We start from the raw sequence: 25284 nt of genomic DNA, 5'->3' as shown, positions 1-25284 counted from the left end.
CCGCCCGGCGGGGACACCCGGTGCGGGAGCGGGTAGGCGGGGACCGGGAATGAACGCCGCGCGGGATCGGCTGACCGAGGAACCGCCGTACGACCGTACGGCGGCCTGGCGAAGGAGGACCTCCATGCAGGCGGACGTCAAGCTCTCCCCCGGCGGTGATTCCTACGTGGTGGAGGTGGACGGCAGGCAGGCGGGGAAACTGGAGTTCATCCGGCGTGACGGGGTCATCGTCTACCCGCACACCACGGTCCAGCCGGAGTACGAGGGCAGGGGGGTGGGGTCCGCCCTCGTCCGTACGGCGCTGGACGCGGCCCGCGCGGAGAACGCGAAGGTCGTCGCGCTCTGCTGGTTCGTGCGGGAGTGGATCGACCGTCATCCCGACTATGCCGATCTCGTCGAGAGCGCCTGACCGCTCCGACCTTGAGGCTCCACCGGCCCGGCAGGCCCGGCGGCCCTGTTTGCAGGCTCCACCGATCCGGTAGGCCCGGCAGGACCGGCGGGCCCGGCAGGCCCGGCGGGCCCGGCAGGCCCGGCGGGCCCAAAAGCTTCATACCAAGCGGGTTTGTGTCATTCGCGCTCCGCGTAATCAGGCCGGAGCCGGCGAATGCGCTGGTCGTGGTCATGGCGGGCGGCATCATTCCCGGCCGGACGGAGACCGGAACTTCCCGGAAGGTAAAGCGGGAGCGTCACGGGGGTTATCGTGAGAACCAGGACGGTTTCGCGATAAGACTCACGGCAGATTGTGATCGTCGGAACGCGTGCCGTGCGGCATGATACTGAAAATCACCCGGTTGGTGTGGATCGGCCCTGGTGGCTTGTCGTGCAGACCGGATCATGGCCCGATCCCTTGCTAGGCTGCAGGGAACCGTTCGAACCGGGCGTTGTCTCACCCCGGCAGGTGAGACTTCTCAAGAAGTGGGGTCACACCGTGAAGAAGTTGCTCGTTCTGGCGCTCGTCGCCCTCGGGGGGCTGCTGGTCTGGCGCAAGGTGCAGGCCGACCGCGCCGAGCTTGACCTGTGGACCGAAGCCACCGGCAGCGAAAACTGACAGACGCGGCTACCGATTCGGGTGCTTTCATGGTCCTTGCCCAAGATGGAATAACACCCATCAGGCTTGTCTGCCTGGATCTGGCAGGCACCACGATCGGCGATGTCGCCATGGTCGAGCGGGCGTTCGCCGAGGCGATCGCCACGCAGGGCATCGTGCCCGGGACCGGTGCGTACGCTCGCGCCATGGTGCACGTGCACCGGTCCCGGGGATGTTCCACGATCGATGTCTTCCGGGGGATCTTCCCGGACAACGAGGCCCAGGCCCAGGCGGCCAATCTGACCTTCGAGCGCTCCTACGAGGGCGCCATCGCACGCGCGGGCCTGGTCCCGCTGCCCGGGGTCGTCGAGGCACTCGACAAGCTCCGCGGTGCCGACATCAAGGTCTGCCTCATCACCGGCTTCAGCCGCACCACGCTCAGCCGCGTGCTGAGCACCCTGAGCTGGTCCGAAAAGATCGACCTCGCCCTGTGCCCCGAAGACGCCGGACATGGTCGCCCCCTGCCCAACATGGTCCTCACCGCGGTCATGCGCCTCGGCGTCGAGGACGTCCGCCAGGTCGCGGTCGCCGGTGACTCCGAGAGCGACATGCTCTGCGGCCGCCGCGCGGGCGCCTCGGTGGTGGCCGGCATCCTGACCGGCGTCCACAGCAAGGAGCGTCTCCTCAACGGCGGAGCCACCCACCTTCTCGACTCCGTCGCGGACCTCCCCGAACTCCTCCTCGGTGTCACGCCGGTCGCACCCCCCGTCGTCGCCGCCGTTCACTGAAGCCCGCCCCGCCACGCGGATCCAAGTGGCGTAGGAGCGGTTCCTGTTGCTACCGTGTACGACTGAAGCAGGTCGTGTGCGAGGGTGTCTCCCCAGGCCACCGGCTTGAATCTCGGGGCCTTAGCTCAGTTGGCAGAGCGCCTGCTTTGCAAGCAGGATGTCAGGAGTTCGAATCTCCTAGGCTCCACTCCCTCTCGGACAGACAGAAGCCCAGGTCAGGCATGTTGCCGCAACCTGGGCTTTGATCTTCATTCGGCCTTCTTCCGCTCCCGTGCCCGTTGCGTGCCCGATCCCTTCGCCAATGCCCCACGGGCGAGACCATCGAGCTTCCGTGCCACCTCCCGCTGCCGCTCGTCGGTCGAGTGCTGGTAGACCATCGCGGCCCGCGTGCTGGAGTGGCCCATGCGCTCCATCAGCTCCCGGATCGATGCCCCGGCGTTCGCGGCGAGGGTGTTTCCGGTGTGCCGCAGGTCGTGAAAGTGGATCTTCGGAAGGCCCGCGTTCACGAGAGCCTGAGCCCAGACACGGCGGTTGAAGTTGGTGTTCCGAAGCGGCCCGTCATCCGGCCCCGCGAAGATCAGCCCCTTGTCGCCGTCCTGGGTGAAGTCCTTCACGTGCGCCCGCAGGTCCTCGATGATCAACTCGGGGATCACCACCGTCCGCTTGCCCGCCGCCGACTTGGGTTCGGTGAAGACGAGCCCCTTGCCGGTGAGCTGCATCAACTGACGTTCCACGCGCACGGTCCCGGCGTCCAGGTCGAGGTCTCGGCGCTGAAGGCCGGCCAGCTCCCCCCACCGCAAACTGCCGAAAGTTCCCAGCAGCACCAGCGCTCGGTAACGCGGCTCGATGGTGTCAGCGAGCTCGTAGACCTGGGCCACCGTGAGCACCGGCCGTTCCGGCGACTTCTCCTGACCGGCGCCCTTGATCCGGCAGGGGTTCCTCTTGATGAGCTGATCATCCACGGCCGTGGTGAGAATCGCCTTCAGGAGCCGGTACGCCTTCGCCACGGTGACCTCACTGACCCCCGCGTCCAGCAGCTTTTTCCGCCACCGCCGGATGTGCGGGTCCTTGATCTCGCTCAGTGCCTTCTCGCCGAAGGTCGGGACGAGGTGGGCGCGGAGGAGATAACCGTACAGCTCGACCGTACGCAGGCGGAGATTCGGCCGCTCGTCGATCCAGGCCCGCCCGTACTCCCCTAGCGTGATCTTTCCTGCGTCAGGATCGATCCACTCGTCATCGAGGATCTCCGCTTCTTTTCTGGTCAGCCAGACCTCAGCGTCGGTCTTGGTGGTGAAGGTCTCCGGTGCGGGGCGGTCCACCCCATCCGGACCGGTGTAACGAGCCTGGAACCGGCCGGAGGGCAGTTGCCGAACGCGTCCGAAGCGCCTCTTGGAAGGCTTCCTCTTACGCGAACGTCGGGGTTCCTCGTCAGAAGTAGCCGGTGTTGTCCTGGCCATTACGCGGCCCTCCTGCGACGTGTGGTGGTGATCGGCTCGACCAGCCCGGCAGCGATGAACGCCTCAAGAGCCGCTTCGGGGATACGGACGTTGCGCCCGATGTGAATGAAGGCGATACGACGTTCTTCGATCAGGCGACGAGGGAAGCGGACCGAGGTGTTCAGCCGTTCGGCCGCCTCTTCGACGGTGAGCAGCCGGCCCCGTGCGAGTTCCGGGAGGAGCGAGACAGGCTCTTGCCTGGTCTTCCTGGTCATGCCGCCACCCCCAGGGCCGGAGTTGCCGAAAGAGTTGGAACAGGGATGCCGTCTGCTCTGGCCTGAAGTTCGGCCAGGCGTGCCTTGGTGCGGTGGCGGTCGGCGACCCCGCGTAGCAGTCGTTTGGCCAGAGGGGTGCGGTTGGGGTCGCTGGTCGAGACCGGCCGCCAGACATAGCGGTGGGAGTCGGTCACGGTGTCGTCGGGCAGGCCGAGCATGTCGAGGACCCAGGCCCGGCGGTCGGCCTTGTGCTCGCGCAGGGTCTTGTTCGACCACTTGCGCGAGACCAGGACGCGGCGTCCGGCGTAGCCGAGGTGTTCGGCCTTGTGGGCCTTGCCCTTGCACCGGCCCGGCAGCATGCCCGCTTTGGCGCCCTTGGGCTGGATGCCGTAGCGCAGCCAGTTCGGGCAGGTGGCCGAGCAGGGTTCGTAGCGCAGCGCCTCAACCATCCGGGTGGCGTGGTCACGGCGTGCGGGGTTCTCGGTGGCGGGGTCGTCAGGGTCGAGGGGGTCGCCGAGGCTCTTGGTCAGGTACTTGGTGAGGTAGCCGATGCGCTTGTGCGCGTCCGGTGATCCGGCGACGAGGCCCTGAACATCGACCTGAGCACCGAAGCGCAGCACGTGCAGGGGTTCGGCCTCGTCGTCTTGGTCGAGCTGGTCGAGGGCCTCGTCCCAGGTGGGCAGCAGTTCCCCGGTAGCGGGGTCGAGGTAGTCGCCGCTCTGTCCGTCCGGGTAGGTGGCGCCCTCGCCCAGGTCGGCCCGTGGTGCCCAGATGGGCAGGTGCTCCCCGTCGAAGCGGACCTCAGTGACCGATGGCCACCACACTTGGTGGTAGGTCGCGGCGGCAATCGCCTTGATCTCCGCGCGGGGCATGGTGCCGCGGATTGCCATGTGCAGGTGCGGGGCGAGCCGCTTTTGTGGTTCGACGGTGGCGAAGTACTGCACGTCGTAACCCGCCACCCGCCGGAGGTTCTGCACGAAGCGGTCGACGAGCTTGGAGAAGTGCAGGGCGTCACGGGCAGCCGCCGCGTAGTCGTAGGTGCTCGGATCGGCCGGCACGCCCAGGCCGGAGCGGATCTTGCCGTACGAGGGAAGGGTGAGGGTGACGAACAGCGACGGCCGGTAGACCTTGCCATCGGGGGCGATGAAGGTCCGGCCGAGGGTGGTGTCCTGCTTGGCCCGCTTGGGCAGGTCCGGTGCATCCTGGCGACGCCTGGTCGACCGCGACCGCTTGGGAGTTGTCCGCCCGCCGAGGACGTTGCCGCGCATCCCGGCGGCGTTGATCTCCGCATCGATGCCCGCGATGGCCTCGTCCCAGTCGGCGACCTCTTCGCCGTTCCTCTCGGCCGCATCCCGTTTGGCTTCCACGTCGGCCCGGAACTCGATCAGCCATTTCTGGTCATCGGTGGAGGGGTGGGGGGCGGCGACGGGTTCGTGGTCGAGGTGCCAGCCTTCCCGGCATTGCGCCCGGCGGAGCTGCTGATTGCGTTTGGCGCACGGCGGGCACTTGGCTTCCTGCGTGGTGCCGCAGGGGATGTCGAACGGTTCACTCTGGCCGGTGTGGGTGTCCAGGCGTCGCATCTCGATGGGGCGGATGCACACGCCATTGAGCTTGGCGACCTCGATGGCCACGTCCAGAGCGACGGGCAGGGTGTCGCGGACGAGGCGGGGAAGGGTGCGGTCAGCGCCGTTCGGCGGGGTGTCGGTTGAAGGGGTGTCGGTCGGGGAGGGAGTGAGGGTGTCGGTCACATGGCCCCCTTCGGGTCGACGAGGTCGGCGCAGATCCGGTAGGTGTCGCGGTAGGGGTGTTTGCGCAGCCGCGCGGAGTCCAGGTCAACGATCACCGTCACCTCTGCGAGGTCGGAGCCGTCAACGGTGCGCAGTCGCCGGAAGGGAAGACCCTCGATCTGGGCGGGGGTGGCGTGCAGGATGATGCGCATCAGGCCGCCCCGTCCATTTCGATCGGCAGGGTGTCGCTGGTGACTAGGGCCGCCATGTCTCTGATGTCGGCATCGGAGACGTAGGCCGCGCGGATCCGGATCGGGTCGGGTGAGGTCTCCAGCCGGACGTAGGCGACGCCCGCGCCCTGTTCGGGGATGGGTGAGATGTGATCGGCCAGCGCTCCCCTGTCGCGTGCGCCGTCGCCGAGGACCATGTCCACCTGTTCCGACTCGTCCAGGCGGAGTGCGATCTTGTCGGGGAACAGGTTGCGGATGTTCACGACCTCCTTGCGCGGGTCCTGGAGAGCGGCCATCACGCCGAACCCGACCGCACGGCCTTGGGTGGTCAGCGTCGCCAGCGCAGCGGAAATGCGGAGCTTGAGGCCCTTGTCGGACTGGTAGGCGGTCAGGAACGCCACCTCGTCGACGAGCACCAGGACGAACGGGTCATCGAGGGTGGGGGTGTGGGAGCGCTGGAGTCCGGCGTAGCGGTCGGCCCGCTCTTGCATGATCTTCACGGCTGCTTCCAGCAGATCGGCGCAGGCGGCTGGATCGGCGGCGTAGCGGTCGGCGAAGATTTCGCGTCCGTAGGACAGTTCCATTCGCTTGGGATCGAGTGCCCAGACCTCAGCGATGCCCGCCTGGACCGCCGGGAGGAGGCCACGGATGGCCGACCACAGGAATGAGCCCTTGCCCGCGCCGGTCGCGCCCGCGATCAGCACGTGTGTGCCGTGGACCTTGAGCAGGTACGGATGGCCGTCCTCACATGTACCGATTTCCACCGGCCCCACCGAGGCAATCACCGGGAGCGGAACCGCCGGCAGCGGGACGGCCAGCGGGTCACGGCGGGGAAAGGTCAGCTGGAGGCGACCGGCCCGCACGATGGCCACCCGGCAGGAGGAGGCGCCGAAGCCGTGGGCGAGGTTCTCGATGCGGTCGGACCAGTCCTTGACCGATTGGCCGCTGATCATCTTCACCGTGACCACGTCGGCCCAGGAGGTACAGCGGATGCGGACGAGGTGGGGAAGGTAGTCGCGGCCCTGGAGGTGACGACCTAAGCCGGAGATGATCATTACTGGTTGCCAGTGACGGCGGTAGATCCACACCAGGCGCCACCAGGCCAGCAGGCGCCAGCCCACCCAGCGCAGGAACGAAGCCCGATCCAGCAGCGCCCAGAGGGTTGTGTTCAGGACGAGCACGGCGAGCGGAACGACGGCGAATTCCCAGCCGTACAGGAGGCCGAGCACGGCGGGAACAGCAAGCAGGGTCACGATGACCGGGTGACGCCAGACGAGCCGGATCACCCCGACCAGCAGACGCCACAGGAAGATCGTGATGGTGAAGATGGCGGGGGTCCGCACCACGGCCGGGCGAAACACCACAGCAGTGTCGGGGGTCGTGGTGACGAGGGTGCGTGCCTCGTCACCGGGCAGTTTTTTGAACATTAGGCTGGAGCCTCTTCCTTGAGTTCGCGTGAGAGGGAGAACCGAGGGGCCGCCGGAATGCCAGTTCCAGCGGCCCCGCTTTCGTGTCAGGCCGCAGCGCTCTGCTTGGTCGAGGCCGCAGCGGATCGGGGAGCGCGCATCGCCCTGGCGCGCAGAGACCAGGCCAGCCGGCCGGTCTTCTCAGCGACGTAGGCGGTGGCGGTCATGCCGTCGAACTCGACCGGGACGAACGGCATGTTGGGCAGCGCGGGCGGGGGAACCGGCTGGACCGGGGCCAGGATCTTGACCGCCACCGTTTTCTGGGTGGCCTTGAGGGTGGGGTCTGCGTCCATGACGGCGACCTGCCAGACGAGTTCGCCGGTGGTCTTGTCCTTGGCGTAGACGGTGCGTCCGCCGGTGGAGGCGGTGAAGTCCTTGACCTGCTCGACGTCGCCGACGATGTAGCAGCCGTGCGGGAAGACCTGGTCGAAGCTGACGGGGATGGGGCCTTGGATGGCCATGATGTGTTCTCCTGTTGTCTAGTCGGTCTATCGCTAACTCGTACTGTCGAGTTGAAGCTAATTGATGAACGGGTGCTCGACAAGACGAGTTTCCGTTCAGATGTGTGTCCTACGTCACACTACAGAGAGTAGGTGTCTTCCAGTTCGTGAAGCGTCCCCGGTAGGGCGACCTCGATGACCATGACCTGACGGTTCCCAGCGAAGACCCGAGCCGTCACCCCCATGACCGCCGCACTCTTGCCCAGCCCCAACAGCTTGATCTCATCGGCCGTAGGGTGACGAGCCGCCAAGCGCTCGATGACGTGATCCAGCCGCAGGCTCTTAACCGCTTGCACGTGCTGGCGAATGCCCACCGTCAACGGCAACGCCTTGCCAAGATCGGTTCCCTCGGCCAGCTCGATCGGACACCAGAAGGTGACCAACTCGCACGGCTGATCACCGTCGCTCAACAAGACCCGGCGCATCATGACCGGCGCCCCGGTGGGCAGAGCCAACGTCGCCGCGATGTTCGCCGGAGCCGGACGCGATCCCGCCTCCAGTACCGCAGCGCCCTGGTTGGCTTCCGCGCGATCCAAGACGGCACGGCCAGGCCGGGAGAAGTCCTCCTCAGCCAGCGGGGGCGCCATCTTCACATACGAGCCCTTGCCATGCTCCCGATCGATGAAGCCCCGCAGCTGCAACACCTGGAGTGCTCGCACCACAGTGGGACGACTGACCGCGAACTCCCGGATCAGCTGCGTCTCCGAGGGCAGCAAGGAACCGGGCGGATAGGTGCCGTCCGTGATCTTCTGCCGGATCTGCGCAACGATCTGGGCGTACTTCGGAGGCGCGTACTCCTCGCCGGAAACAGACATATTAACAACCCAACTACTCGACTTATCGTCAGCATAGATGCGAACTCCCGACTTGAAAAGCGAGCACCCTCGCAGGTGGGGAGTGTGGTGATGCGAGACCTCCGGCGCCCTCCGCAACCAGTCACCGCACCACCACACTCGTCTACCGAGCCCGCCCAGCCAGCAACGCCGACCAAACAGCCCGAGCTTCAGTGATCCTCCACGGACGGGTGTCATGGATCTGATGATCGCCATCGCGTCGAACGGTCCGCCTGATGAACCCCTGGCCGGCACCAACATGGAGTTCGTAGATCGTGGCTCGACACCCACACGTCCAGGACTCCGGTTGCGCCCTCCCCAAAGCCCCGTTCGGCTTCCGCCACTCCAGGCGCACATGATCACGCTGAACCAGAAGCACATGCGGACTGATCCCGAGGCACTCATCAGACAGGGTCAGCACGATGACCCCCCGCCCTCTCAGCAGGCAGCGGATAAGCCTTCCGAAGATCGGCGTAGCGGAACGCCACCCGCCGCGCGGCCCGGTCAGGTTCTTCCGCCGCATGCCAGGCGTACAGCACCCGTCCGCGCCTGGCGTCCAAGCGCCCCGTACTCCACCAGAAGGTCAGGCCATCGGACCAGACCGTCAATCCCGTCCAGACCGACACCACGGCCAGCCCGTAACCGTCGTTGACGTCGGCATTGATCCCACACCGTCCCAACGCCGCCCGCAGAGAATCCGCCGCTCTCACTGGCGAACAGGCATCGCCGAGGATCAGCCGTCCCGTAGGCAGCAGGAGACTCATGTGCCGGTCCGCATCAGCGACGCCGGATTGACCTTCTGTCCCTGACACAGCGAGCAGTCATCCCGGACACGGATGAAAGCCAGGGCCGCCCCCGGTAGACCGCCGATCAGGCCACGTCGCTGGCTGACGTACTTCCACCCTTTGCCGCCGCATGAGATGCATGGTTGCTCCGTCACGCCGTGCGACCTCCTCAGCTCAATCCCTACGCCTGATCGATCAGCCTCCAATAGACGTCTGCTCGACTAGAGGAGTAGTGCGTAAGACATTTATGACTCCTCTAGAGGAGTACGTCAAGTCCTACCGCGCAGGCAACTCATACGAGAGCACATAGGCATCGCTGGACATCACCGTGTCGCACACCTCCACCGCGCGACCATCGGTGGCATACGCCGTACGAACCAGGCGAAACACCGGAACACCCGGCGCCAGCTTCAGCGCCCGCACCTCATCACGCAGCGGCATCCGCGAACGGATCTCCTCCACGAAGTGATCCAGCCGAAACCCCAACTCCTCCAGGCGGGCATAGATCCCACCCGGACCACTGTCCGGCTGCGCGATCTGCGTATCCCGCGCGATCTCCGCCGGAATGTACGACACCGCCGTCTCTACCGGCTGACCGTTGATCAGATACCGACGTGAGCGTCGGATCACGTGATCCTCCGAAGAGATCCCGAGCTTCTCGGCCACCTCCGCCGACGCCCGCTCTTCGGTGATCTCGATGGAGTCGACGGACGGCTTGCCGCCGGCCCCTTCGGTCTCCGCGATGAACGCCGCCTTGCCCTGCTCCCGATGACGACGAGCGAACCGGTCGGAGGCCAGCCGCCGCACCGGAGGATGCGAGCGGACGAAGACGCCGCGTCCGTGCTCGGCCACGGTCAGCCCCTCGCTTTGAAGGACCTGGAGTGCGTTGCGGATGGTCATCCGCGCGACGCCGTAATGTTGCATGAGCTGAGCTTCCGAGGGCACCTTGTCACCTTCGGCCAGGACGCCCTGCTCGATCGCATGCCTGATGTGGTCGGCGATCTGCCGAAAGACAGCCCGATCACTGGTCGGGTCCAGACCCGGCAACGGCAGCTCGGCCACGACCAACTCCTCAACTCGTACATACGTGTACCGCAGCTTGAGAATAGCGATCAGCCGCCCCGGAGGACATCCGATGGATCACCACCCGCAGCACTCCGTCAGCGTGGCAGGCGTGATCATCGACGACCAAGGCCGAGCACTCCTCACCCAGCGCAGAGACAACGACCACTGGGAAGCACCCGGCGGCGTCCTCGAACGCGACGAGGACATCACCACCGGCCTACTTCGAGAGATCCACGAAGAGACCGGCCTGACGGTCGAGCCCGTCACCTTGACCGGTGTCTACAAGAACATGACACGCGGCATCGTCGCCCTGGTCTTCCGCTGCAAGGTCATCAGCGGCCACCTCACCGAAACCGACGAAGCCCGCGCCTTCCGCTGGGTCACCGCGGACGAGGTCTCATCACTCGCATCCGAAGCATTCGCGATCCGCGTCCTCGACGCCATGCATCAGCACCAGGCGCCGGCCATCCGCCACCACGATGGCACCCGTCTACTCGGATCTTCACAGCTTCACGAGTAACTGCCGAATTGTTCTTATGGGTATCAAGGCGGCGGCGCGGCGCGCCGCCGCACGGCCCGCCGCCCGCCCGCCGGCCGGGCATGCGGCCTGGGGGCCGGTCCCAGCCGACGGCGGGACTCAGGGCCGCGCGCCGCACCCAGCACCCGCCGTACCCGGCCAACCCACCGCACCGAGGCCGCACCGCCGCCCCATCTATCGCCGTCGAGCTCGCATCACTAAGAAAACAGCGACGGCCACAACCACAAAAAATAAAATTTCGAGCCAGCCCAGACCAAACATGCACGTCCCTTCCAGGCGAGATCACTGGCCTCTACAGTGTTCGCCCGGACGAGCTTGGTCAAGGCCGTTTGCACTCCCGGCTGGAGCCTCCACCCGATGAAGTCAGGGCTTTGAAGTACGAGTACAGCCCTCACGATCGCCTGATGAGGGCTGATCTCCGTTCAGGGTCGGGGGCGATCGAAGGTCTGGGACTTCGTTCCTCAGCCCCAGCCCGCCGGGCACCAGGGCGATGAAGGGGCAACTGTTCCCCGTGCCCTCCTCGTGCCCGTTGCGTGCCCGTCAGGAGGGGGACCAAGGGGGACTCACGGGGAACCACGGATACTCGGCCCTCTCCCCCGCAGGTCAGTGCTTCCCCAGATCAGCGACCAGGTGCGCTAGAGACTTCCCAAGCTGACAGCGCGGTTCGATTCCCGTCGTCCGCCCCAGAGAAGAAGGCCGCTCCGGAGGAAATAGCAACCGAGAAGATCGGGTAGGGCAGGTCTGCGATGCTTTGGATGTGGAGATCAACGCAATAACTGAGGACGAGGTTGTCGTCATTCTGAGCCGCGACGATGTCTCCCTGATCAACAACGCGCTCAACGAGGTCTGTAACGGCATCCACCTAGATGACGCCGACCTTCACACGCGCATGGGCTTCCGCAGAGACGAGATCCAAGCCATTCTCAAAACGATCAACCATGCGGGTCGTCAGATGAAGGAGCTTGGAAACAGGCGCAGGTCCTAGACACACCCCTTACTCGTACGGCGTGCCCGTCGTGTGCCCGATGGGACGGGAAACGAGGGGGAACAGCGGGGAGTCACGGTGAACGCGATCAGGGCTGTGAGCTGCGTCTTCACAGGTTGAGCAAGATCGGTATCCGTCTTTGCAAGCAGGATGTCAGGAGTTCGAATCTCCTGGGCTCCACAGCCAAAACACCCATCCCCTGATCCTGGTATGAGGCATCCGGGCCATTAACGGGCCATTAGCTCACTCAGGCCGCTGTGGCCGTCTCGCCGCCATCGTTCTCCCCGGCCGATGATCCGCCGGCCGGCCCGGGACTTGGGCGGACCGAGCAGCATCTCTACCCCCTCCAGTTCAAGGCGGCGGCGCGGCGCGCCGCCGTACCCGGCCCTCTGTCGCACGCCGTCCGGGCGTGCGGCGTGGGCGCCGGTCCCGGCCAGCGGCGACCCGGGCCGTAGCCGTACCGCGCACCCGCCGTACCCAACGAATCCGCCGACCCCAGCGCCGCGTCGCCCCTCATGATCTCCCGCCGCTCTAGTTTCATCCGTCACACTGACTGGCATGACGACGGCCCCCCCATCCCTGGTAACACGAACTCTCGCTGCAAGGCGTCACCGTTTTATAGCTCTCCTTATCGATAACCTGATTTTTTACATAGCAATCTCGCCAATCTATCCGCTGCTTGTTGAAGACCCCGAGGTGTCTGAAGAATCGGTCCTCATCAGTTATCTCAACCCGTACGCCGGGAATTCCAATTGGCCAATCGAAGTCGCGGTCACCGTCCTGTTGGCTGTCTATTTCTGGCTGCAACACGCACTGTGGGGCCAGACGCTCGGCAAGCGACTTTACCGCTTGAAGGTGGTGTCCAGTACAACTGGAGAACCACCGGGCCTCAGCCAGGCGGGAATTCGAGCCCTTGTCCACCCAGCCCTCATGTTGACGCCGTATTCCGGGGTGCTGATCAACCTGGTCGACGCGCTGTGGATATTCGTCGGCCCGAAGCGCCAATGCCTACATGACGTGATTGCCGGAACCGTCGTGGTTGATCTTAGCGACCCCAACAGGAAAGGGTTCGGAGGACCCGGTTTCCTGTTTGGCTTAGGCATCATCCTCACTCTCCTCACAGCCCTCGTGCTGTTCATCTCCCTGGTAATGCCGAAGTAGCCCATTGTGCCGACTGGAAACACAACCTCCGGCGGGGGCACTCGGTTCCGAGGGGAGAGAGTCGACGAACGCTTCAGCCTTGGGTTGGCTCATGCCCTCTTTGCTCCGTACAAGGAACACGGCCTCCTTCCGGCGGCCGGCGGAGACCAGGTTGCGAACCCTGGTGGGAAGGTCACCTTCCCAGGGCATCGGGAAGTCCGGCAGAACATGCCCGGCTCGCAGGGTTTTCGCCACATCCTCTGCTTCGTCTTGAGATACCTGGCTCTCCTTCCTGATCAGCTCAATGGCGTCCGTGAACCTGCCCGCCTCGATGAGGTCGTGCGCTCGGACCTGTACTCCGACAGGAGTGACAAGGCCCAGATCGATGTGGACGCGTACCACGTTGGACCTTGCTCTCCAGTGACGGATCCCGAATCCAACGATCATGAGGAGGAGAAGAAAGAGAATCAAGCGAACCTGATCCAGATCGAACACATGTTGATCGTAGCGAGCAGGTATGACAACAGACAGATTCAGCTTGCGATAGCGACCGGTCGCATACCAAGGGCCACCTCCCTGATCGAGAAGTGGCCTGTCTGGTGCAGGAGTGACTGTGAACCGAGCTGCTCACCCAGCCGTTTGAGTGCCCTGCGCGTTTCCTCTGACGAGACCTCGCTGTAAATGTTCATGGTCACTGAGATCTGGCTGTGGCGGAGGATCCGTATCGCCACGCGTGGGGGACGTCCTGGATTTCCGAGCCATCCCGTAGGAAGTCTGTAAGCGCTATGAGCAGGGAGACCCGACCAACCCCAAGGCCGACATGCTCACTCACGCGTTCGGCGAGCCAGGGCTCGCGACGTACGTGGTCCTGGACGAGCAGCGTGAGGTGTGTCTCATCCGTGTTGAGTGGCCATGATCCTGCTTAATACGACGGCGGTACGGCAACGCCCGATGGGCACCAACGGTTTCAGTATCTGAGCCATGCCAAAGACCGGACCTCTGGGTGAGCAATTGAGTGACAACGATCACGGACGAGGCTGGACAACGGCGGATCACCGTGGACCGTAAGCCCAGGTGGGAGCGGGTATAGCCCATGGTCTCGCCCCCGCCTGGGTTGCTTTGAAAACAGGACGTCAGAAGTTCGAATCTCCTGGGCGCCACCATCCTCACGGGCACGAAGAGGCCCAGATCCCGGTGCCGGTGAGACTCCCGCCGCCCGCTCCAACGGCGCGTCGGCATTGCAGCGTTTCAGCTCAGGTTGATGGGGTTGGTGAGCGCCGCCATGTGCCCGCCGGGATGACGCACCTCGATGCGAACGAACGCCGACTCCTCCGCGCTGGTACGCCACTCCAAGGACCCTGATCCGTCGACGGGCGACGATTCGCGGTACGCCTTCCCGCGATCGGTGTGAAAGCTGACAGTGCCGGATGGCACACCACGCACGTCCACCCGCACCACAGCCGGTCCGTCGCCGGTATCCAGCCGCTCCCCGATGCCTGGACTTCTGAGCCCTCCCGTCGGAAGTCCGTAGGCTCTATGAGAGGGGAGAGGAGACTCCAGCATGACCGCACGGCCGCAGGACTTCGACGTGGACGGGCGGAGACAGAAACCGCTGCGACATCGAGCCGTCGGCGGCCCGGAATCGATCGGTGACGACATCGAGGGGGCGAGTACGTCCTCGATTATCCTGTGGCGATGGGCATCAGGAACTACCTGGTCGAAGGAGTTTCCTGCACGGGCAAGACGTCGGTCTGCAAAGAGTTGCGGCGGCGCGGCTACCACGCCATCAACGGTGACACCGAGTTGGCTTATCAGGGCGATCCGGAAACAGGTAGGCCAACGGATAGCCTGGCGCACGAGAACCACATTTGGCAGGTAGACAAGGTAAGAGCCCTGGTCGCCGACCCGGATGAGGCGATGACATTCTTCTGCGGTGGTTCCAGGAATTTTTCTCATTTCATTGATTTGTTTGACGGCGTTTTCGTCCTGGAGGTCGACCTCGACACGCTGAATCAGCGACTTGACCAGCGACCGGAAGACGAGTGGGGCAGCAAGCCGGTGGAAAGGGAACTCATCGTGCGGTTGCACCGAACGAAAGAAGACATCCCGAAAAACGGCGTCCCAATCGACGCCACCGCGCCGCTCGCGCACGTCGTTGACGAGATCGTTCGTCGAACCGAAGCCAATAAATAGCCACAACCCGGGAAACCGGTCGAAAGCATCAGGCTTGCATCAAGAGCCCTTCGACGCCCGGCGCAACGGCACGCAGAGGAAGCGGGGCGTGCGGTACGCGTCCGTGACGTTCACCGAGGGCAGGGTGGGGCCGTACGCCGAGGAGAGCCTGCGGAGGTACCGCTCGGGGGCCAAGAAGGACTTCGAGCCGGCGGTGGCCACGCTGCGCGGATGCCGCTCATTGATGCGAGACGCAACGTGGACAGACCTGATCGTGCAGAACCTTCACCTCCTCTCCTCGGTTTCAGCACACCTCCATGCTTGGCTCCGCCCATGGGACAGGAACGGGACCTGGGGCGGCGTCTTGAGCCGGTTCCGGCCCGAACAGACACAACGAGGGAGGGCAGGGCGGGCTGCGTCGCTTTCTTCGCGGTGATGTCGCTGCCGGTGCTCGCGTTCGTGAACTGGGTCGTCGCGACGTCTGTCATCCGTGCCATCCAGTGTGAGCAGTACGAGCGGGGAGGCGTCCTGGACTGCGGTGGCTCGCCCGCGACGGGGGAAGCCTTCACCACCGGGGCGCTGTCGGCGGTTCCGGTGCTGGCCGTGCAGATGTCGCTGATCGGTTTCGCGATCCGGCGGGTTCGAAACGGGCCGCGCCCGCTCGCTCGGAGAAGACGCTCGCACCATGGAAGCCGTTTGCGTGAATGACCAGGTCGCGAAAATGGATCTTCGGAAGGCCCGCGCTCACGAGAGCCTGAGCCCAGACGCGGCGGTTGAAGTCGGTGTTCCGGAGTGGCCCGTCATCCGGTCCCGCGAGGATCAGCCCGTTGTCGCCGTCCCGGGTGGAGTCCTTCACGTGCGCCCGCAGGTCCTCGATGATCAGTTCGGGGATCACCACGGTCCGCCCGCCCGCCGCCGACCTGGCGCCGCACAAGGCCCGTCGCTCCGACTGCCCGGTGTCGCGGGGATGAGCGTTAAGGTGACGTCGTGATCAGCAAGCCGCCTGGGTTGCCCTTCGTGGTCGTTTTCTCAGCCGCGGCAGCCGTCGTCTTGACATGGGCCAGCTACCCGTACTGGTACGGGATCGAGATGTTCCTGTTCACGATCCCCGTTGGTGTGTTGCTGCTCGCTTACTGGGCCATTCGAATGGTGTGGGCCGAGCGCAAGGGAACCTTGGGAAGCTCCTCCAGCGGCCGCTGGATCATCCCGTGGTTCGTCGCGGGCGGCGTCATGCTCGCCCTCATAACCGACGCGCCGTTCTGGATACGCTTCACGCTCTCCGCACCCAGCATGGAGGCTTACGCCAAAGCCGTTGCCGAAAATCCCGACCGCGAAGAGCCCTGTCAGTGGGTGGGCCTGTACTACGTGTGCGGTGGACAACAGCACTTTAATGGTGATACCGGAGAAAAGGTGCCCGGCAGTGCGGAGTTCAGCGCCCAGGACTGGTTCCTGCACGACAACAAGGGCTTCCTCTGGCTGCCCTTCGGTGAGCCGGTCGAGACTTCCGACAGCAGCTACCGCCATTTGAAGGACCGCTGGTACGGCTACCAAGGCTGGGACAACTGGTAACCGGCCGGCCGTATCGGCTACAGCGCCGAGCCGGCCGACGACACCAGCGCGGTGTTCACCCCCGAAGAACTCGCCGACGACGGCATCGTCTTGATGATCTGAAGCCTTTCGAAGATCAGTACAGGTGCTGATCGGGTGTCCGGTCCCATGAGATGCCGATGCGGCCGGGCAGACCATGGGCCCGGTAAGGTAGCGATCTTCGGCTGGCTCAGGCTCCCGGAGTCCTTGAAGGCGAACACCCAGGATGAACCCTGACCGGACGCCCGAGCGCCTCCGTCTCGACGCCGCGCTGGACCGAGTGGCCGTCACTTTCCGCGGCATGACCGCCCGTCCCGACGAGCAGAACTGCGAGTGCCACTGGGGCGGCGCGGAAGACCTCGCCCGGTTGAAGGTGCCGGATGCGGAGTTGAGCCCTGACCGTCTGCGTGCCGCCTGGCAGGCCGAGGACTGGGATGACCACGCATCCGTGCTGCGCCGCATCCTGCCTCAGCTCTCCACGGCCCTCGCCGGCGGCCGCGCCGAGTCCTTGTTCGGCATCGAGGAGGTCGGGTATTCACTTGCTTTGGGCGAGTGGTGGCAGTGGCCCGCCGAGCAGGCCGCAGCGGTGCGGGAATTCCTGCACGCCTGGTGGGCCCACACACTCACCGGCCCGGATCCCGCTGTGCCCGCGCACGAGGTCCTCGCCCTGTGTGCAGAAGCCTCCACCACGCTCAGCCCATGGCTGCACACCTGGGAAGCACACACGCACGCCGTGGCCGACCGGCACCTGGCCGAAGCGGTGGCGCACTGGGAGTACCGCTTACTGGGGGATCAACTTCCCTGGGAAAGCTGGAACTGGGGGAACGAGGAGGAGACGCGTACCGAGTTGACGGCCTGGCTGATCTGCCACGCCCCTGTCCGGCTCCGTGCCCAGAACGCTCCCGCAGAACTGCTCCACCGGGTACGGCTGCTCGGTCTCACCGGCCCCGCTCGCTGGGAGGACCCGCACTGGCCCAACCGCACCTACTGAGCCACCGCCCACCGCTGATTTCTGTACTCAGCCTCCTAAGGAAGTAAGAATCTTGAACACTTTCGGTAAGAGAAAGGCCGCCACCAGTGACTATGCGTGGTGGGGCCAGTCCCGCTGGCCAGAGTTCTGCTTCACTTTCATCGCCAGACTCACGCCTGAAGAGGTGTTCCACCGGCTGCTCTACTGTCGGGTGTTCGGCGCGGAAGAAGCCGAGCTGTTCAGCGAGGAGCCGGAGAGCACGGCGTCGGACAGTTCTCACTTCGCCGAGGAGATCGAGGCGTTGGAGCCGGCCCGTCGTGTCGCCGCCGGCGACGTGGGCGCCGAAACGCTCGACCGGCTGGAGCCGGCCGTCGACGACCTCGCGATGGCCTACCAGGCGACACCACCGGCCGAGTTGCTGGAACGGGTACGTCGGCACCTGTCGTACGTCTCGCACCTGGTCGACGCCAAGAAGACGTTCGCCGAGCACCGCCGTCTTCTCACGGCCGGTGGCTGGCTGGCGCTGCCGGCCTCCACCTGCCACATCGACCTTCGCCAGTTCGAGGCCGCCGGACCAACTGGGTGAAGACGACCACGGACGAGGCCGGACGACGATGGATCACCGTGGACCGTAAGCTCAGGTGAGAGCGGGTTCCGGTTCGGTCTTGCCCTCGTCGGCGAAGACGGACACGGGTCACGTCCCGCGGGATCGCGGCCCCAACGGAACCACACCGTTGAGGTGGGTGGCCAGCTCACGGCGGGTGGTGATGCCGAACTCCACGTAGATGTGCCGTAGATGGTTGTCGACGGTACGGGCCGAGATGCCCAACTGCTCGGCGACGTCCTTGCTGGGCATCCCCTGTGAGGCGAGCAGCGCGATCTCCTGCTGCCTCCTGGTGAGCCGGGCACCGCTGCCCCCTGTGGTGAGGGCGGGAGTCCGGGCCCCCTCGCAGCGGGCTGCGAGTAACTGAGCGCGGAGCGCGGCGGCCCGGGCGCGGCGGGAGTCACCGGCCTGCCGCAGGATTCCGGCGGCGACGCTGGCCGCCTCGGCGGCCAGGAGGTCGGCACCGATGGTCTCCATCTCCCCGGCGGCGGCGAGCAGCCGGTCGGGGCATCCTTCGGCCCAAGCGGCGGCCAGGTCGGCTCGCGCCCGGTGGAACCGGCCGTCGACCGCCTCGGCGATCTCCGCCAGCCGCTCTGCGACCTCACACGCTCCTCCGAGCCGGACGAGGTCGGTCAGCAGGACGGACTCGAACGCGATCTGCCCGCGTTCCCTGGCCTCCCGCGCCGCCGCGGTGAGGACGGCCCGGGCATGGGAGAGCTCACCTTGGACGGCGTGCAGCCAGGCCACTCCCAACCGCTCTTCGGGCATGTGCACCGCGCACGTCAGCCGGTCGTACTCGGTCAGGGCCGCTTCGGCCGCCTGTAGATCGCCCTGCAGGGCGGCCGAAGCGGCCAGCCCGGAGAGTGCCAGCGGCAAGACGATCGCGGTGTAGGGGCGTGCCGCTCGGACGAGCTCGGCGTACCAGCGGCGGGCCTGCCCGGGATGGCCCGCCAGCCACGCGGCACGTCCCAGCTGGAAGGCGAGGAGTCTCTGTTCGGGGCTCGACATGCCCTGGGCGAGCGTTCGGTAGGCCTCCTCGCCCACTGTCCGGCTCTCGGCCAGGCAGCCGGTCTCCGCCAGAGCCAGCGTGAGGACGGACTGGTGCGCCGCCTCGTGGGTGGTCATGGAGTACAGCTCGGCGTCGACGGCTGCGCTGACGGAGGTGGCGCGTCGGGCCCAGGTCAAGGCCTCCTCACCTCGGCCCAGGAACGCCAGCGCCGCCGACCTGGTCGTCACGGCGATCAGCCATGTCATCACATCCGGTGCGGGCCCGGAGTCCAGGGGCAGGCGCGAGCACAGGGCGAGGCTGCGCGGGAACTCGCCCAGAGCGAAGCAGCCGGCGGCCTCGGTGGCGATGAGGACCTGGCGGCCGGAAGGGCTTGTGACCCGGTGGCGGGCGACTTCGATGACCTCGCGGACCGTCCGCTGCGAGGCTCCCAGACCCCAGATGAGGTTCTGCACCCGCAGGCTCGTCACGAGCAGCGTCTCCTGCTCGTCGCCGGCCAGCGCGACCGCCTGCGACAGCACGGTCTCGGCCTGCCCGAACTCGCCCGTCTCGTACAGCGTCTTGCCCAGGAGCAACCGGTATTGAACGCCGTGCCGTTCTTCGGGTACGGCGCGCAGGAGGGAGAGCGCATTGGCGTAGGCGCGTGTATGGATGGCCAGGGCCGCGGCCCGCATGAGCAGTGCCGGATCCGCCGTTCCGGTGGCCGCCAGCTGGTAGGTGGCCAGTCGCATCGCGTCCTCACGCCGCCGGGCCCCGCTTTTCTCCAGCAGGGAGAGGCGGTGCAGCAGCGTTTCCTGGCGCCGGACCGTGGTGATGTCGGCGCGCAGCACCTCGCCGTAGAGGGGGTGCGCCAGCCGGACGGCGGTGCGCCGCCGTTCCCGGCCGATGACGATCAGTCCCGCCCGTTCGAGCTCGTCGAGTGTACGGGGCTGGACATCGAGGGTGAGCTGAGCCACGGACAGCGGCTCGCACAGCGCCAGGGCCTCCAGCACGTCACGGCCCTCGGGCGACGCGGCGGAGAGCCGGGAGCGCAGGAGATCGGTCAGGCGCCGCGTCCCCGGTAGCCGGCCCGGGGTCATCTCCCACAACTCGCCGTCGCAGGTCAGGATCCCGCCGGTCACCGCTCCGATCACCAGCTCGCGCAGGTAGAGCGGATTACCGCCGCTGGCGATGAACATCTGGCTGACCGTGTTGCTGCCCACGTATCCTCCGAGGACCCGTTCCAGCAGCTCCTCGACCTGCGGCCGCCTGAAGTCGACAAGGTCCATCTGCTGCACCGAGTCCTCGCACGACAGCGCCGCCACCGCCGCGCCGGGCGGCTCCCCGGTGCTCACCGAGCCGAGGAGGAAGATCACACCGGCGTCCATCAGCTGCCTCAGCAGCACCACCGAGGTCGCGTCGAGCAGGTGGACATCGTCCACTCCGATCACCATCGGGACCGGGTCCGTTCCGGACCGCGCCAGCAGCCGCGCCACCGATGCGAACCCCGTGACCGGGTCGGACAGGTCCGCCTCGGCGGGCAGTAGATGAGCGACGGCTCCCAGGGGAATCGAGGCAGCGGCCGCGGTGGCCACCGCGCGGCCGATGCGCCGACCGGCTCCCTCCGCCCGCTCCAGGCACTCCTCGATCAGGCGGGACTTCCCTGCTCCCCTCGGCCCGAAGACGATGAAGCCTCTGACCCGAGGGTCTTCCAGGGACTCGTCGAACTTCTCCAGTTGCGATGCACGCCCTATGAGCGGCCACCGCCCCAGCAAACTCTCCTGGCTCATCCCGTAGTACCTCCGCCAGTCCTGCGACTCCAGCAGCCGGGACGAACTCGTCGGTGTGCAGGCTCTGTAACAGGCACCGTTCAGACGCTATGTCAGAAATATCAGGATATCGGATGTATTTCTCCGGCCTGGCGCCGACCCGGCCGCAGAGGAATGCGTATATATACGAACTATAATCTGATTTTGGATGGCCGGAACTTTTCAGGATGTAGGGGAAACGCCTGAGACGGCACGAGGGTCAGCCGGAAATTGAGTAATCGTTACTCATGACCGCTCCCTGGCGGCGTCCCCATCCTGATAGGCGAACCGCCATCCGCCCGCGTCTTACGACATGACGTCCGCGGGCCGGCGGTCCGCCCCGGGCACACCGTCAGCGTGGATGGCCGCCCCCCTTTCCGGCCCCGGGCGGGGAACCTTTTCATCGATTACCAGAGGGGTTGAAGAAATGCTGTTCCGCCTGCTCGGAAGCGTTCGGATCGAGAACGCGGAAACATCCATCGGTATCAGGTCGGCGCCGGTCAGGGGAGTGTTCGCGGCCCTTCTCCTCGACGAGGGGCGATCGGTTCCCGTGGAGCGGCTGATGAGATCACTTTGGGATGAATCTCCAGATTCAGCCCGAAAGAACCTGCGCCTGCACGTGGCCCGGCTACGGAGCCAGCTGACGGCGTTCTCCCTGCGGGAGCGCTTGATCACCCTACGGGGCGGCGGAGGAGGGTACCGCTTGCTCATCGAGCCGGACGAGGTCGACGCGATCAGATTCAAGCGGCTCGCCGCCCGGGGCTTCGCCGAGTTGCGCGCCCGATGCGCCGGCGCGGCCGAGGCGACGCTCAAGGAGTCGCTCGGCCTGTGGCAGGGGCCCGCTGGGCAGGACTGCGCCGCCTCCGAGCAGATGAGAGCCCGCTTCGCCGCCCTCGACGAACTGCATCTGACGGTACGGGAACGCCTGGTGGAAGCCCGGTTGGACCTGGGCCGCACGCTCGATCTCGTTCCCGAGATCCTTGACATCTTGGCCACGGCACCTTTTCGGGAGACCTCGTGGGCACACCTGATGCGTGCGCACTATCTCGGCGGCAACGCAGCGGGAGCGATCTCGGCGTGGACCTCCGCCACGGCGACGCTCAGCGATCATCTCGGCCTGGACCCCTCCGCCGAGCTGCGTGAACTCCACCTTTCCGTCCTTCGCCGGGACGACGACGCCATCCGCGGCCCCTCCTCCCGCCACCGGAGCGAGGGCCCGGATCCGGCACGTCCCGACCCCGCGTGGCCACGTCGGCGACTCTCCGTCGACGGGAGGCCCGTCGCGAACTCCGCTGCCCCCGCCATGGGCTGCCACCCTGCCTGACCGGGCACCGGCCGGGATCGCCCGCGGACCGGACGGCGGTTCCGGTGAGCGTCGACCGGACGCCTCACCGGCTACCTGCCGCCGAGAGGGCGCCGACCACCTTGCCGACCACGTCCGTCGCGGACACGTATCCGAAATGGCGGGAGTCCAGGCTCTGCCCCGGATTGTCACCGAGAAGGACGAGGCACCCGCCGGGGACCGAGGTCTCGCCCGCCCTGCGGGGTACCGAGGCGGGGACGGGATCCCCCTGGACGGCGGCGACCCTTTTGACGACCCGGCTGGGGGCGGAGCCGGGAGAGGATTTCCATGGGGGAACCGCTCCGCGCCGCCTGCCCGTTCCGGCCACGCCGGGACGCGCGGCGCGCCGGATCCCGCCGTACGAGGGCGCCGCCACGTACTCCGGGACGGCCACGATGTCGGCCACGACGATGTCTCCCGTTCGGATCCGGTCGGAGGGCAGCCGCCGTACCAGCACCTTGTCGCCGGGCCGGTGGGTGGGATGCATGCTGGCGCCCGAGATGATCGCCACCAGGAGGTTCCGGCGAGCCCAGAACACCGCGGCGGCACCGGCTGCGAGCGGTGTGAGGATCAGGGCGAGCGGAGCGGTCACCGACCGGCCTGTCCGGGAAGGACCTCCAGGTAGCCCTCGGCCTGCATGGAGAACAGGTCGGCGTAGGTGCCGCCGCGGGCCACCAGTTCCTCGTGGGTGCCGTGCTCGACGACGGTTCCCTCGTCGAGCACGACCAGCAGGTCGGCATCGCGCACGGTGTTGAGCCGGTGGGAGATCAGCACGTTGGTACGGCCCGTCCGGCGCTGCCGCAGCCTGCGGTGGATCTCGTACTCGGCCTCGGCGTCCAGGCCGGAGCTGGGTTCGTCCAGGATCATCAGGTCGTGCCCGGTACGCAGATGCGCGCGGGCCAGGGCCAGCCGCTGCCACTGGCCTCCCGACAGGGTCACGCCGATGGCGCCGGAGGTGTCCTCGGGGGTGTCCTCTCCCTGGAAGAACAGCCGTGACAGCAGGGTGTCGTAGGAGCGGGGCAGGCGGCTGACGAACTCGTGGGCTCCGGCGTCGACGGCCGCGGCGGTGACGCGCTCGCGGTCGTGCAGGTACTCCAGATCGCCCAGGCCGATGTTCTCGGCCGCGGACAGGTCGTACTCCATGTAGTCCTGGAAGACCACGCCGATGCGGGCACGCAGTTCGGCGGGGTCCAGTTCGCGCAGGTCGACGCCGTCCCACAGGATCGCGCCGCGCTCGGGGTCGTACATCCGGCACAGGAGTTTGATCAGGGTGCTCTTGCCCGCGCCGTTCCGGCCGACCAGACCCACCGTCCGGCCGCGGGGGATGGTCAGGTCGAGGCCGCGCAGCGCCCAGGTGTGGTCGGGAGAGTAGCGGAACCAGACGTCGCGGAAGACGATCCCGCGTGCCAGCGGCGCGATCGCCCTGGGAGAGCGGGCGACGGGCAGATCGGGTTCGGTGGCGACCACCTGGAGGTAGTGGTCGAACAGCAGTAGTTGACGGTGGCACTGGGCGATGGTGTGCACCAGTGACACGCTCGCGCTCTGCACGCCGCCCACCGAGGCGACCAGCAGCGAGATGTCACCGACGCTGATCCGGCCGCCGGCGGCGGCGAGTACCGCCCACAGCAGCGTCCCGCCCGACACCGCGGCGCTCCCCAGGCCGATCAGCGCCTGGGCGCCGACCTCGCGGCGGTCCATGTCGCGGTTCTCCCTGTTGGACAGGCGCCGCTGGGCCGTCATGAGCTCGCGCAGGTAGGTGCCGATGGCGAACAACCGGATCTCCTTGGCGGCCTGGACACTGGTCAGCAGATCGCGGAAGAACATCTCCCGGCGTTCGATCGGGCTCAGCCGCCACGACAGGCCGGCCCGGCGGCGGGCCATCGACAGCTCCACGGCCAGCATCGGCAGGACCGAGGCGAGGATCACCGCGGGCAGCCAGGGGGAGATGACCGTCAGCGACCCCAGGAAGCCCAGACCGGTGACGACGGCGCGGACGACCGACAGGGCGGCGGAGACCATGATCCCAGGGGTGGTGGCGCCGTGCTGCAGTGCCATCTGCATCCGGTTGAGGAAGACGGGGTCCTCGAAACGAGCCATGCCCACGAAGCGCTCGGCCGTGACGAACAGGTGTTCCTGGGCCAGCAGCCCGACGCGGCGTTCGACCTCACGGGAGGCGTACTGGGTGACGTGCGGTATCAGACCGGTCACCACGATCGTGACGGCGAGCGCGACGCCTTTCCCCGCGACCGTGCCGGGAGAGGCTCCGGCGGTGATGTCGTCCAGCACCAGTTTGGTCAGCCACGCCGTCACGACCGGTGCCGGCGCGGTCGCCAGCGTGAGCGTGACGACGACGGCGGTGAGCAGCGGACCGGCCTGCCAGCTCAGCCGTAACGCGATGATGATCTTCCGCATGGGTCAGACCGTTTCCAGGGCGGCCGCCGCGTCCTGGATCAGGGTGCCGGAAGCGCGGACGACGCCGCCGGGATCGACGATCGCCAGCGCCGGATAGGCCCTGACCCCCAGCGACCCGCATACCGGCCCGCCGTGGGTCTTCTCCACCACCACGGTGGCCACCGGTTCCAGGAGCGCGGCCTTCTCGGCCGTGCCGTCGGCGCCGACCACGAGGGCGAGCACGCGCTCACGGCCGGCGAAGGCCGGGGCGAACCTGATGAACTCGGGCAGCCGTTCCTCGCAGGCGGGGCACCCGACGGAGAACGCCGCCACGAGGGTCGGGGCATTGGCGAAGAACCCCTCGTCGAGAGGCGTACCGTCCGCGGCGGCGGTACGGAAGGCGCCCAGCCGATCCCCGGCCTCGCGCATGACCGGCGGGAGAGCACCGGGCGGCGGATACCCGGCCGGGAACGAGGCGGCCTGACGCGCCAGCAGTTCGCCCTGCGCGCGCAGCCTCCGGGCCACTCCCACGGTGAGAACGATGTCGAGCGCGCACAGCACCATGACTGCGCCGACGAGCACCACAACGACATTCAACATGATCATCCTTAGTGGTTCCACGGTTACACG

Annotated in this window: 27 protein-coding genes, 1 tRNA gene and 1 pseudogene; 14 read left to right on the top strand and 15 right to left on the bottom strand. The window is 66.7% G+C overall.

What is annotated here, in order from left to right:
- Window positions 1-49 precede the first annotated feature (49 nt).
- The 4 genes from ACTOQ3_RS22830 (at window position 50) to ACTOQ3_RS22815 (ending at window position 2002) form a co-directional block, all read left to right on the top strand.
- Complete coding sequence (locus tag ACTOQ3_RS22830; RefSeq protein WP_440085379.1) at window positions 50-409, top strand: GNAT family N-acetyltransferase; 360 nt, start codon at window positions 50-52, stop codon at window positions 407-409.
- Between the two features lie 519 nt (window positions 410-928).
- The gene (locus ACTOQ3_RS22825; protein WP_211264163.1) at window positions 929-1048 is read left to right on the top strand and encodes a DLW-39 family protein; all 120 of its coding nucleotides are present in this window, start codon (window positions 929-931) and stop codon (window positions 1046-1048) included.
- Between the two features lie 29 nt (window positions 1049-1077).
- Window positions 1078-1815, top strand: coding sequence for an HAD family hydrolase (locus ACTOQ3_RS22820; RefSeq protein WP_440085378.1), 738 nt, complete (start codon window positions 1078-1080; stop codon window positions 1813-1815).
- A gap of 114 nt (window positions 1816-1929) precedes the next feature.
- Window positions 1930-2002 (top strand) — tRNA-Ala (locus ACTOQ3_RS22815).
- A 61-nt stretch (window positions 2003-2063) separates the two neighbouring features.
- Here ACTOQ3_RS22815 and ACTOQ3_RS22810 read toward each other — a convergent pair.
- The 9 genes from ACTOQ3_RS22810 to ACTOQ3_RS22770 form a co-directional block, all read right to left on the bottom strand.
- Entirely contained in the window at window positions 2064-3134 is a 1071-nt protein-coding gene (locus ACTOQ3_RS22810; RefSeq protein ID WP_440085377.1) for a tyrosine-type recombinase/integrase, read from the bottom strand.
- 137 nt (window positions 3135-3271) lie between these two features.
- A complete protein-coding gene (locus ACTOQ3_RS22805) occupies window positions 3272-3526 on the bottom strand; it encodes an excisionase family DNA-binding protein (protein WP_440085376.1) in 255 nt (84 codons plus the stop codon).
- Window positions 3523-5274: a replication initiator gene (locus ACTOQ3_RS22800; RefSeq protein WP_440085375.1), complete on the bottom strand. Its 1752-nt coding sequence runs from the start codon at window positions 5272-5274 to the stop codon at window positions 3523-3525. Before ACTOQ3_RS22800 ends, ACTOQ3_RS22805 begins: the two co-directional genes overlap by 4 nt.
- Entirely contained in the window at window positions 5271-5465 is a 195-nt protein-coding gene (locus ACTOQ3_RS22795) for a hypothetical protein (protein ID WP_440085374.1), read from the bottom strand. Before ACTOQ3_RS22795 ends, ACTOQ3_RS22800 begins: the two co-directional genes overlap by 4 nt.
- Window positions 5465-6910, bottom strand: a complete 1446-nt coding sequence (locus tag ACTOQ3_RS22790) for an FtsK/SpoIIIE domain-containing protein (protein ID WP_440085373.1) — start codon at window positions 6908-6910, stop codon at window positions 5465-5467. Before ACTOQ3_RS22790 ends, ACTOQ3_RS22795 begins: the two co-directional genes overlap by 1 nt.
- 86 nt (window positions 6911-6996) lie before the next feature.
- Window positions 6997-7410 (bottom strand): plasmid replication, integration and excision activator, encoded by a 414-nt coding sequence (locus tag ACTOQ3_RS22785; protein WP_440085372.1) that lies wholly within the window; start codon window positions 7408-7410, stop codon window positions 6997-6999.
- Between the two features lie 119 nt (window positions 7411-7529).
- Entirely contained in the window at window positions 7530-8264 is a 735-nt protein-coding gene (locus tag ACTOQ3_RS22780; RefSeq protein ID WP_440085371.1) for a GntR family transcriptional regulator, read from the bottom strand.
- A gap of 422 nt (window positions 8265-8686) precedes the next feature.
- On the bottom strand, window positions 8687-9046 hold the full coding sequence (locus ACTOQ3_RS22775; RefSeq protein ID WP_440085370.1) for a hypothetical protein: 360 nt from the start codon (window positions 9044-9046) through the stop codon (window positions 8687-8689).
- Window positions 9047-9343: 297 nt separating this feature from the next.
- The gene (locus ACTOQ3_RS22770) at window positions 9344-10129 is read right to left on the bottom strand and encodes a GntR family transcriptional regulator (RefSeq protein ID WP_440085369.1); all 786 of its coding nucleotides are present in this window, start codon (window positions 10127-10129) and stop codon (window positions 9344-9346) included.
- A gap of 73 nt (window positions 10130-10202) precedes the next feature.
- Between ACTOQ3_RS22770 and ACTOQ3_RS22765 the strand changes: the two genes are divergently transcribed.
- The 3 genes from ACTOQ3_RS22765 (at window position 10203) to ACTOQ3_RS22755 (ending at window position 12816) form a co-directional block, all read left to right on the top strand.
- On the top strand, window positions 10203-10652 hold the full coding sequence (locus ACTOQ3_RS22765) for an NUDIX hydrolase (RefSeq protein WP_440085368.1): 450 nt from the start codon (window positions 10203-10205) through the stop codon (window positions 10650-10652).
- Between the two features lie 775 nt (window positions 10653-11427).
- Entirely contained in the window at window positions 11428-11655 is a 228-nt protein-coding gene (locus ACTOQ3_RS22760; RefSeq protein ID WP_440085367.1) for a hypothetical protein, read from the top strand.
- 558 nt (window positions 11656-12213) lie between these two features.
- Complete coding sequence (locus ACTOQ3_RS22755) at window positions 12214-12816, top strand: RDD family protein (RefSeq protein WP_440085366.1); 603 nt, start codon at window positions 12214-12216, stop codon at window positions 12814-12816.
- Here ACTOQ3_RS22755 and ACTOQ3_RS22750 read toward each other — a convergent pair.
- On the bottom strand, window positions 12751-13290 hold the full coding sequence (locus ACTOQ3_RS22750; protein ID WP_440085365.1) for a hypothetical protein: 540 nt from the start codon (window positions 13288-13290) through the stop codon (window positions 12751-12753). The genes ACTOQ3_RS22755 and ACTOQ3_RS22750 overlap by 66 nt on opposite strands.
- A 1200-nt stretch (window positions 13291-14490) precedes the next feature.
- Here ACTOQ3_RS22750 and ACTOQ3_RS22745 point away from each other — a divergent pair.
- A complete protein-coding gene (locus ACTOQ3_RS22745; protein ID WP_440085364.1) occupies window positions 14491-14988 on the top strand; it encodes an AAA family ATPase in 498 nt (165 codons plus the stop codon).
- A 39-nt stretch (window positions 14989-15027) separates the two neighbouring features.
- Here the strand turns inward: ACTOQ3_RS22745 and ACTOQ3_RS22740 are convergent, their stop codons facing one another.
- Window positions 15028-15189 carry a hypothetical protein gene (locus tag ACTOQ3_RS22740; protein WP_440085363.1) on the bottom strand — a complete coding sequence of 54 codons (162 nt, stop codon included), beginning with the start codon at window positions 15187-15189 and terminating at the stop codon, window positions 15028-15030.
- A gap of 213 nt (window positions 15190-15402) precedes the next feature.
- Between ACTOQ3_RS22740 and ACTOQ3_RS22735 the strand changes: the two genes are divergently transcribed.
- From ACTOQ3_RS22735 to ACTOQ3_RS22720, 4 genes are all read left to right on the top strand, one after another.
- On the top strand, window positions 15403-15675 hold the full coding sequence (locus ACTOQ3_RS22735; protein ID WP_440085362.1) for a hypothetical protein: 273 nt from the start codon (window positions 15403-15405) through the stop codon (window positions 15673-15675).
- A 279-nt stretch (window positions 15676-15954) separates the two neighbouring features.
- The gene (locus ACTOQ3_RS22730) at window positions 15955-16536 is read left to right on the top strand and encodes a hypothetical protein (protein ID WP_440085361.1); all 582 of its coding nucleotides are present in this window, start codon (window positions 15955-15957) and stop codon (window positions 16534-16536) included.
- Between the two features lie 244 nt (window positions 16537-16780).
- Complete coding sequence (locus tag ACTOQ3_RS22725) at window positions 16781-17545, top strand: hypothetical protein (protein ID WP_440085360.1); 765 nt, start codon at window positions 16781-16783, stop codon at window positions 17543-17545.
- 52 nt (window positions 17546-17597) lie between these two features.
- Window positions 17598-18110: a hypothetical protein gene (locus tag ACTOQ3_RS22720; protein ID WP_440085359.1), complete on the top strand. Its 513-nt coding sequence runs from the start codon at window positions 17598-17600 to the stop codon at window positions 18108-18110.
- Between the two features lie 108 nt (window positions 18111-18218).
- On the opposite strand, the gene ACTOQ3_RS22715 is transcribed toward ACTOQ3_RS22720, so the two are convergent.
- Window positions 18219-20903: a LuxR C-terminal-related transcriptional regulator gene (locus ACTOQ3_RS22715; protein ID WP_440085358.1), complete on the bottom strand. Its 2685-nt coding sequence runs from the start codon at window positions 20901-20903 to the stop codon at window positions 18219-18221.
- Between the two features lie 331 nt (window positions 20904-21234).
- Here ACTOQ3_RS22715 and ACTOQ3_RS22710 point away from each other — a divergent pair.
- Together ACTOQ3_RS22710 and ACTOQ3_RS22705 are read left to right on the top strand one after the other, a co-directional pair.
- Window positions 21235-21600: pseudogene (locus ACTOQ3_RS22710) on the top strand (AfsR/SARP family transcriptional regulator); the annotation flags it as partial.
- 24 nt (window positions 21601-21624) lie between these two features.
- Entirely contained in the window at window positions 21625-22245 is a 621-nt protein-coding gene (locus ACTOQ3_RS22705) for an AfsR/SARP family transcriptional regulator (protein ID WP_440085454.1), read from the top strand.
- 64 nt (window positions 22246-22309) lie between these two features.
- On the opposite strand, the gene ACTOQ3_RS22700 is transcribed toward ACTOQ3_RS22705, so the two are convergent.
- The 3 genes from ACTOQ3_RS22700 to ACTOQ3_RS22690 are packed head-to-tail and all read right to left on the bottom strand — an operon-like array spanning window position 22310 to window position 25254.
- Complete coding sequence (locus tag ACTOQ3_RS22700) at window positions 22310-22855, bottom strand: S26 family signal peptidase (RefSeq protein WP_440085357.1); 546 nt, start codon at window positions 22853-22855, stop codon at window positions 22310-22312.
- The gene (locus ACTOQ3_RS22695) at window positions 22852-24675 is read right to left on the bottom strand and encodes an ABC transporter ATP-binding protein (RefSeq protein ID WP_440085356.1); all 1824 of its coding nucleotides are present in this window, start codon (window positions 24673-24675) and stop codon (window positions 22852-22854) included. The genes ACTOQ3_RS22700 and ACTOQ3_RS22695 overlap by 4 nt, the downstream gene beginning before the upstream one ends.
- Before the next feature lie 3 nt (window positions 24676-24678).
- Window positions 24679-25254 carry a hypothetical protein gene (locus tag ACTOQ3_RS22690; protein WP_440085355.1) on the bottom strand — a complete coding sequence of 192 codons (576 nt, stop codon included), beginning with the start codon at window positions 25252-25254 and terminating at the stop codon, window positions 24679-24681.
- Window positions 25255-25284: the final 30 nt, after the last annotated feature.

It is taken from the genome of Streptosporangium sp. LJ11, assembly GCF_051918945.1.
Lineage (GTDB): Bacteria > Actinomycetota > Actinomycetes > Streptosporangiales > Streptosporangiaceae > Streptosporangium.
Note: the sequence above shows the minus strand (reverse complement) of the source record. Positions and strands in the feature narration are given on the sequence as shown.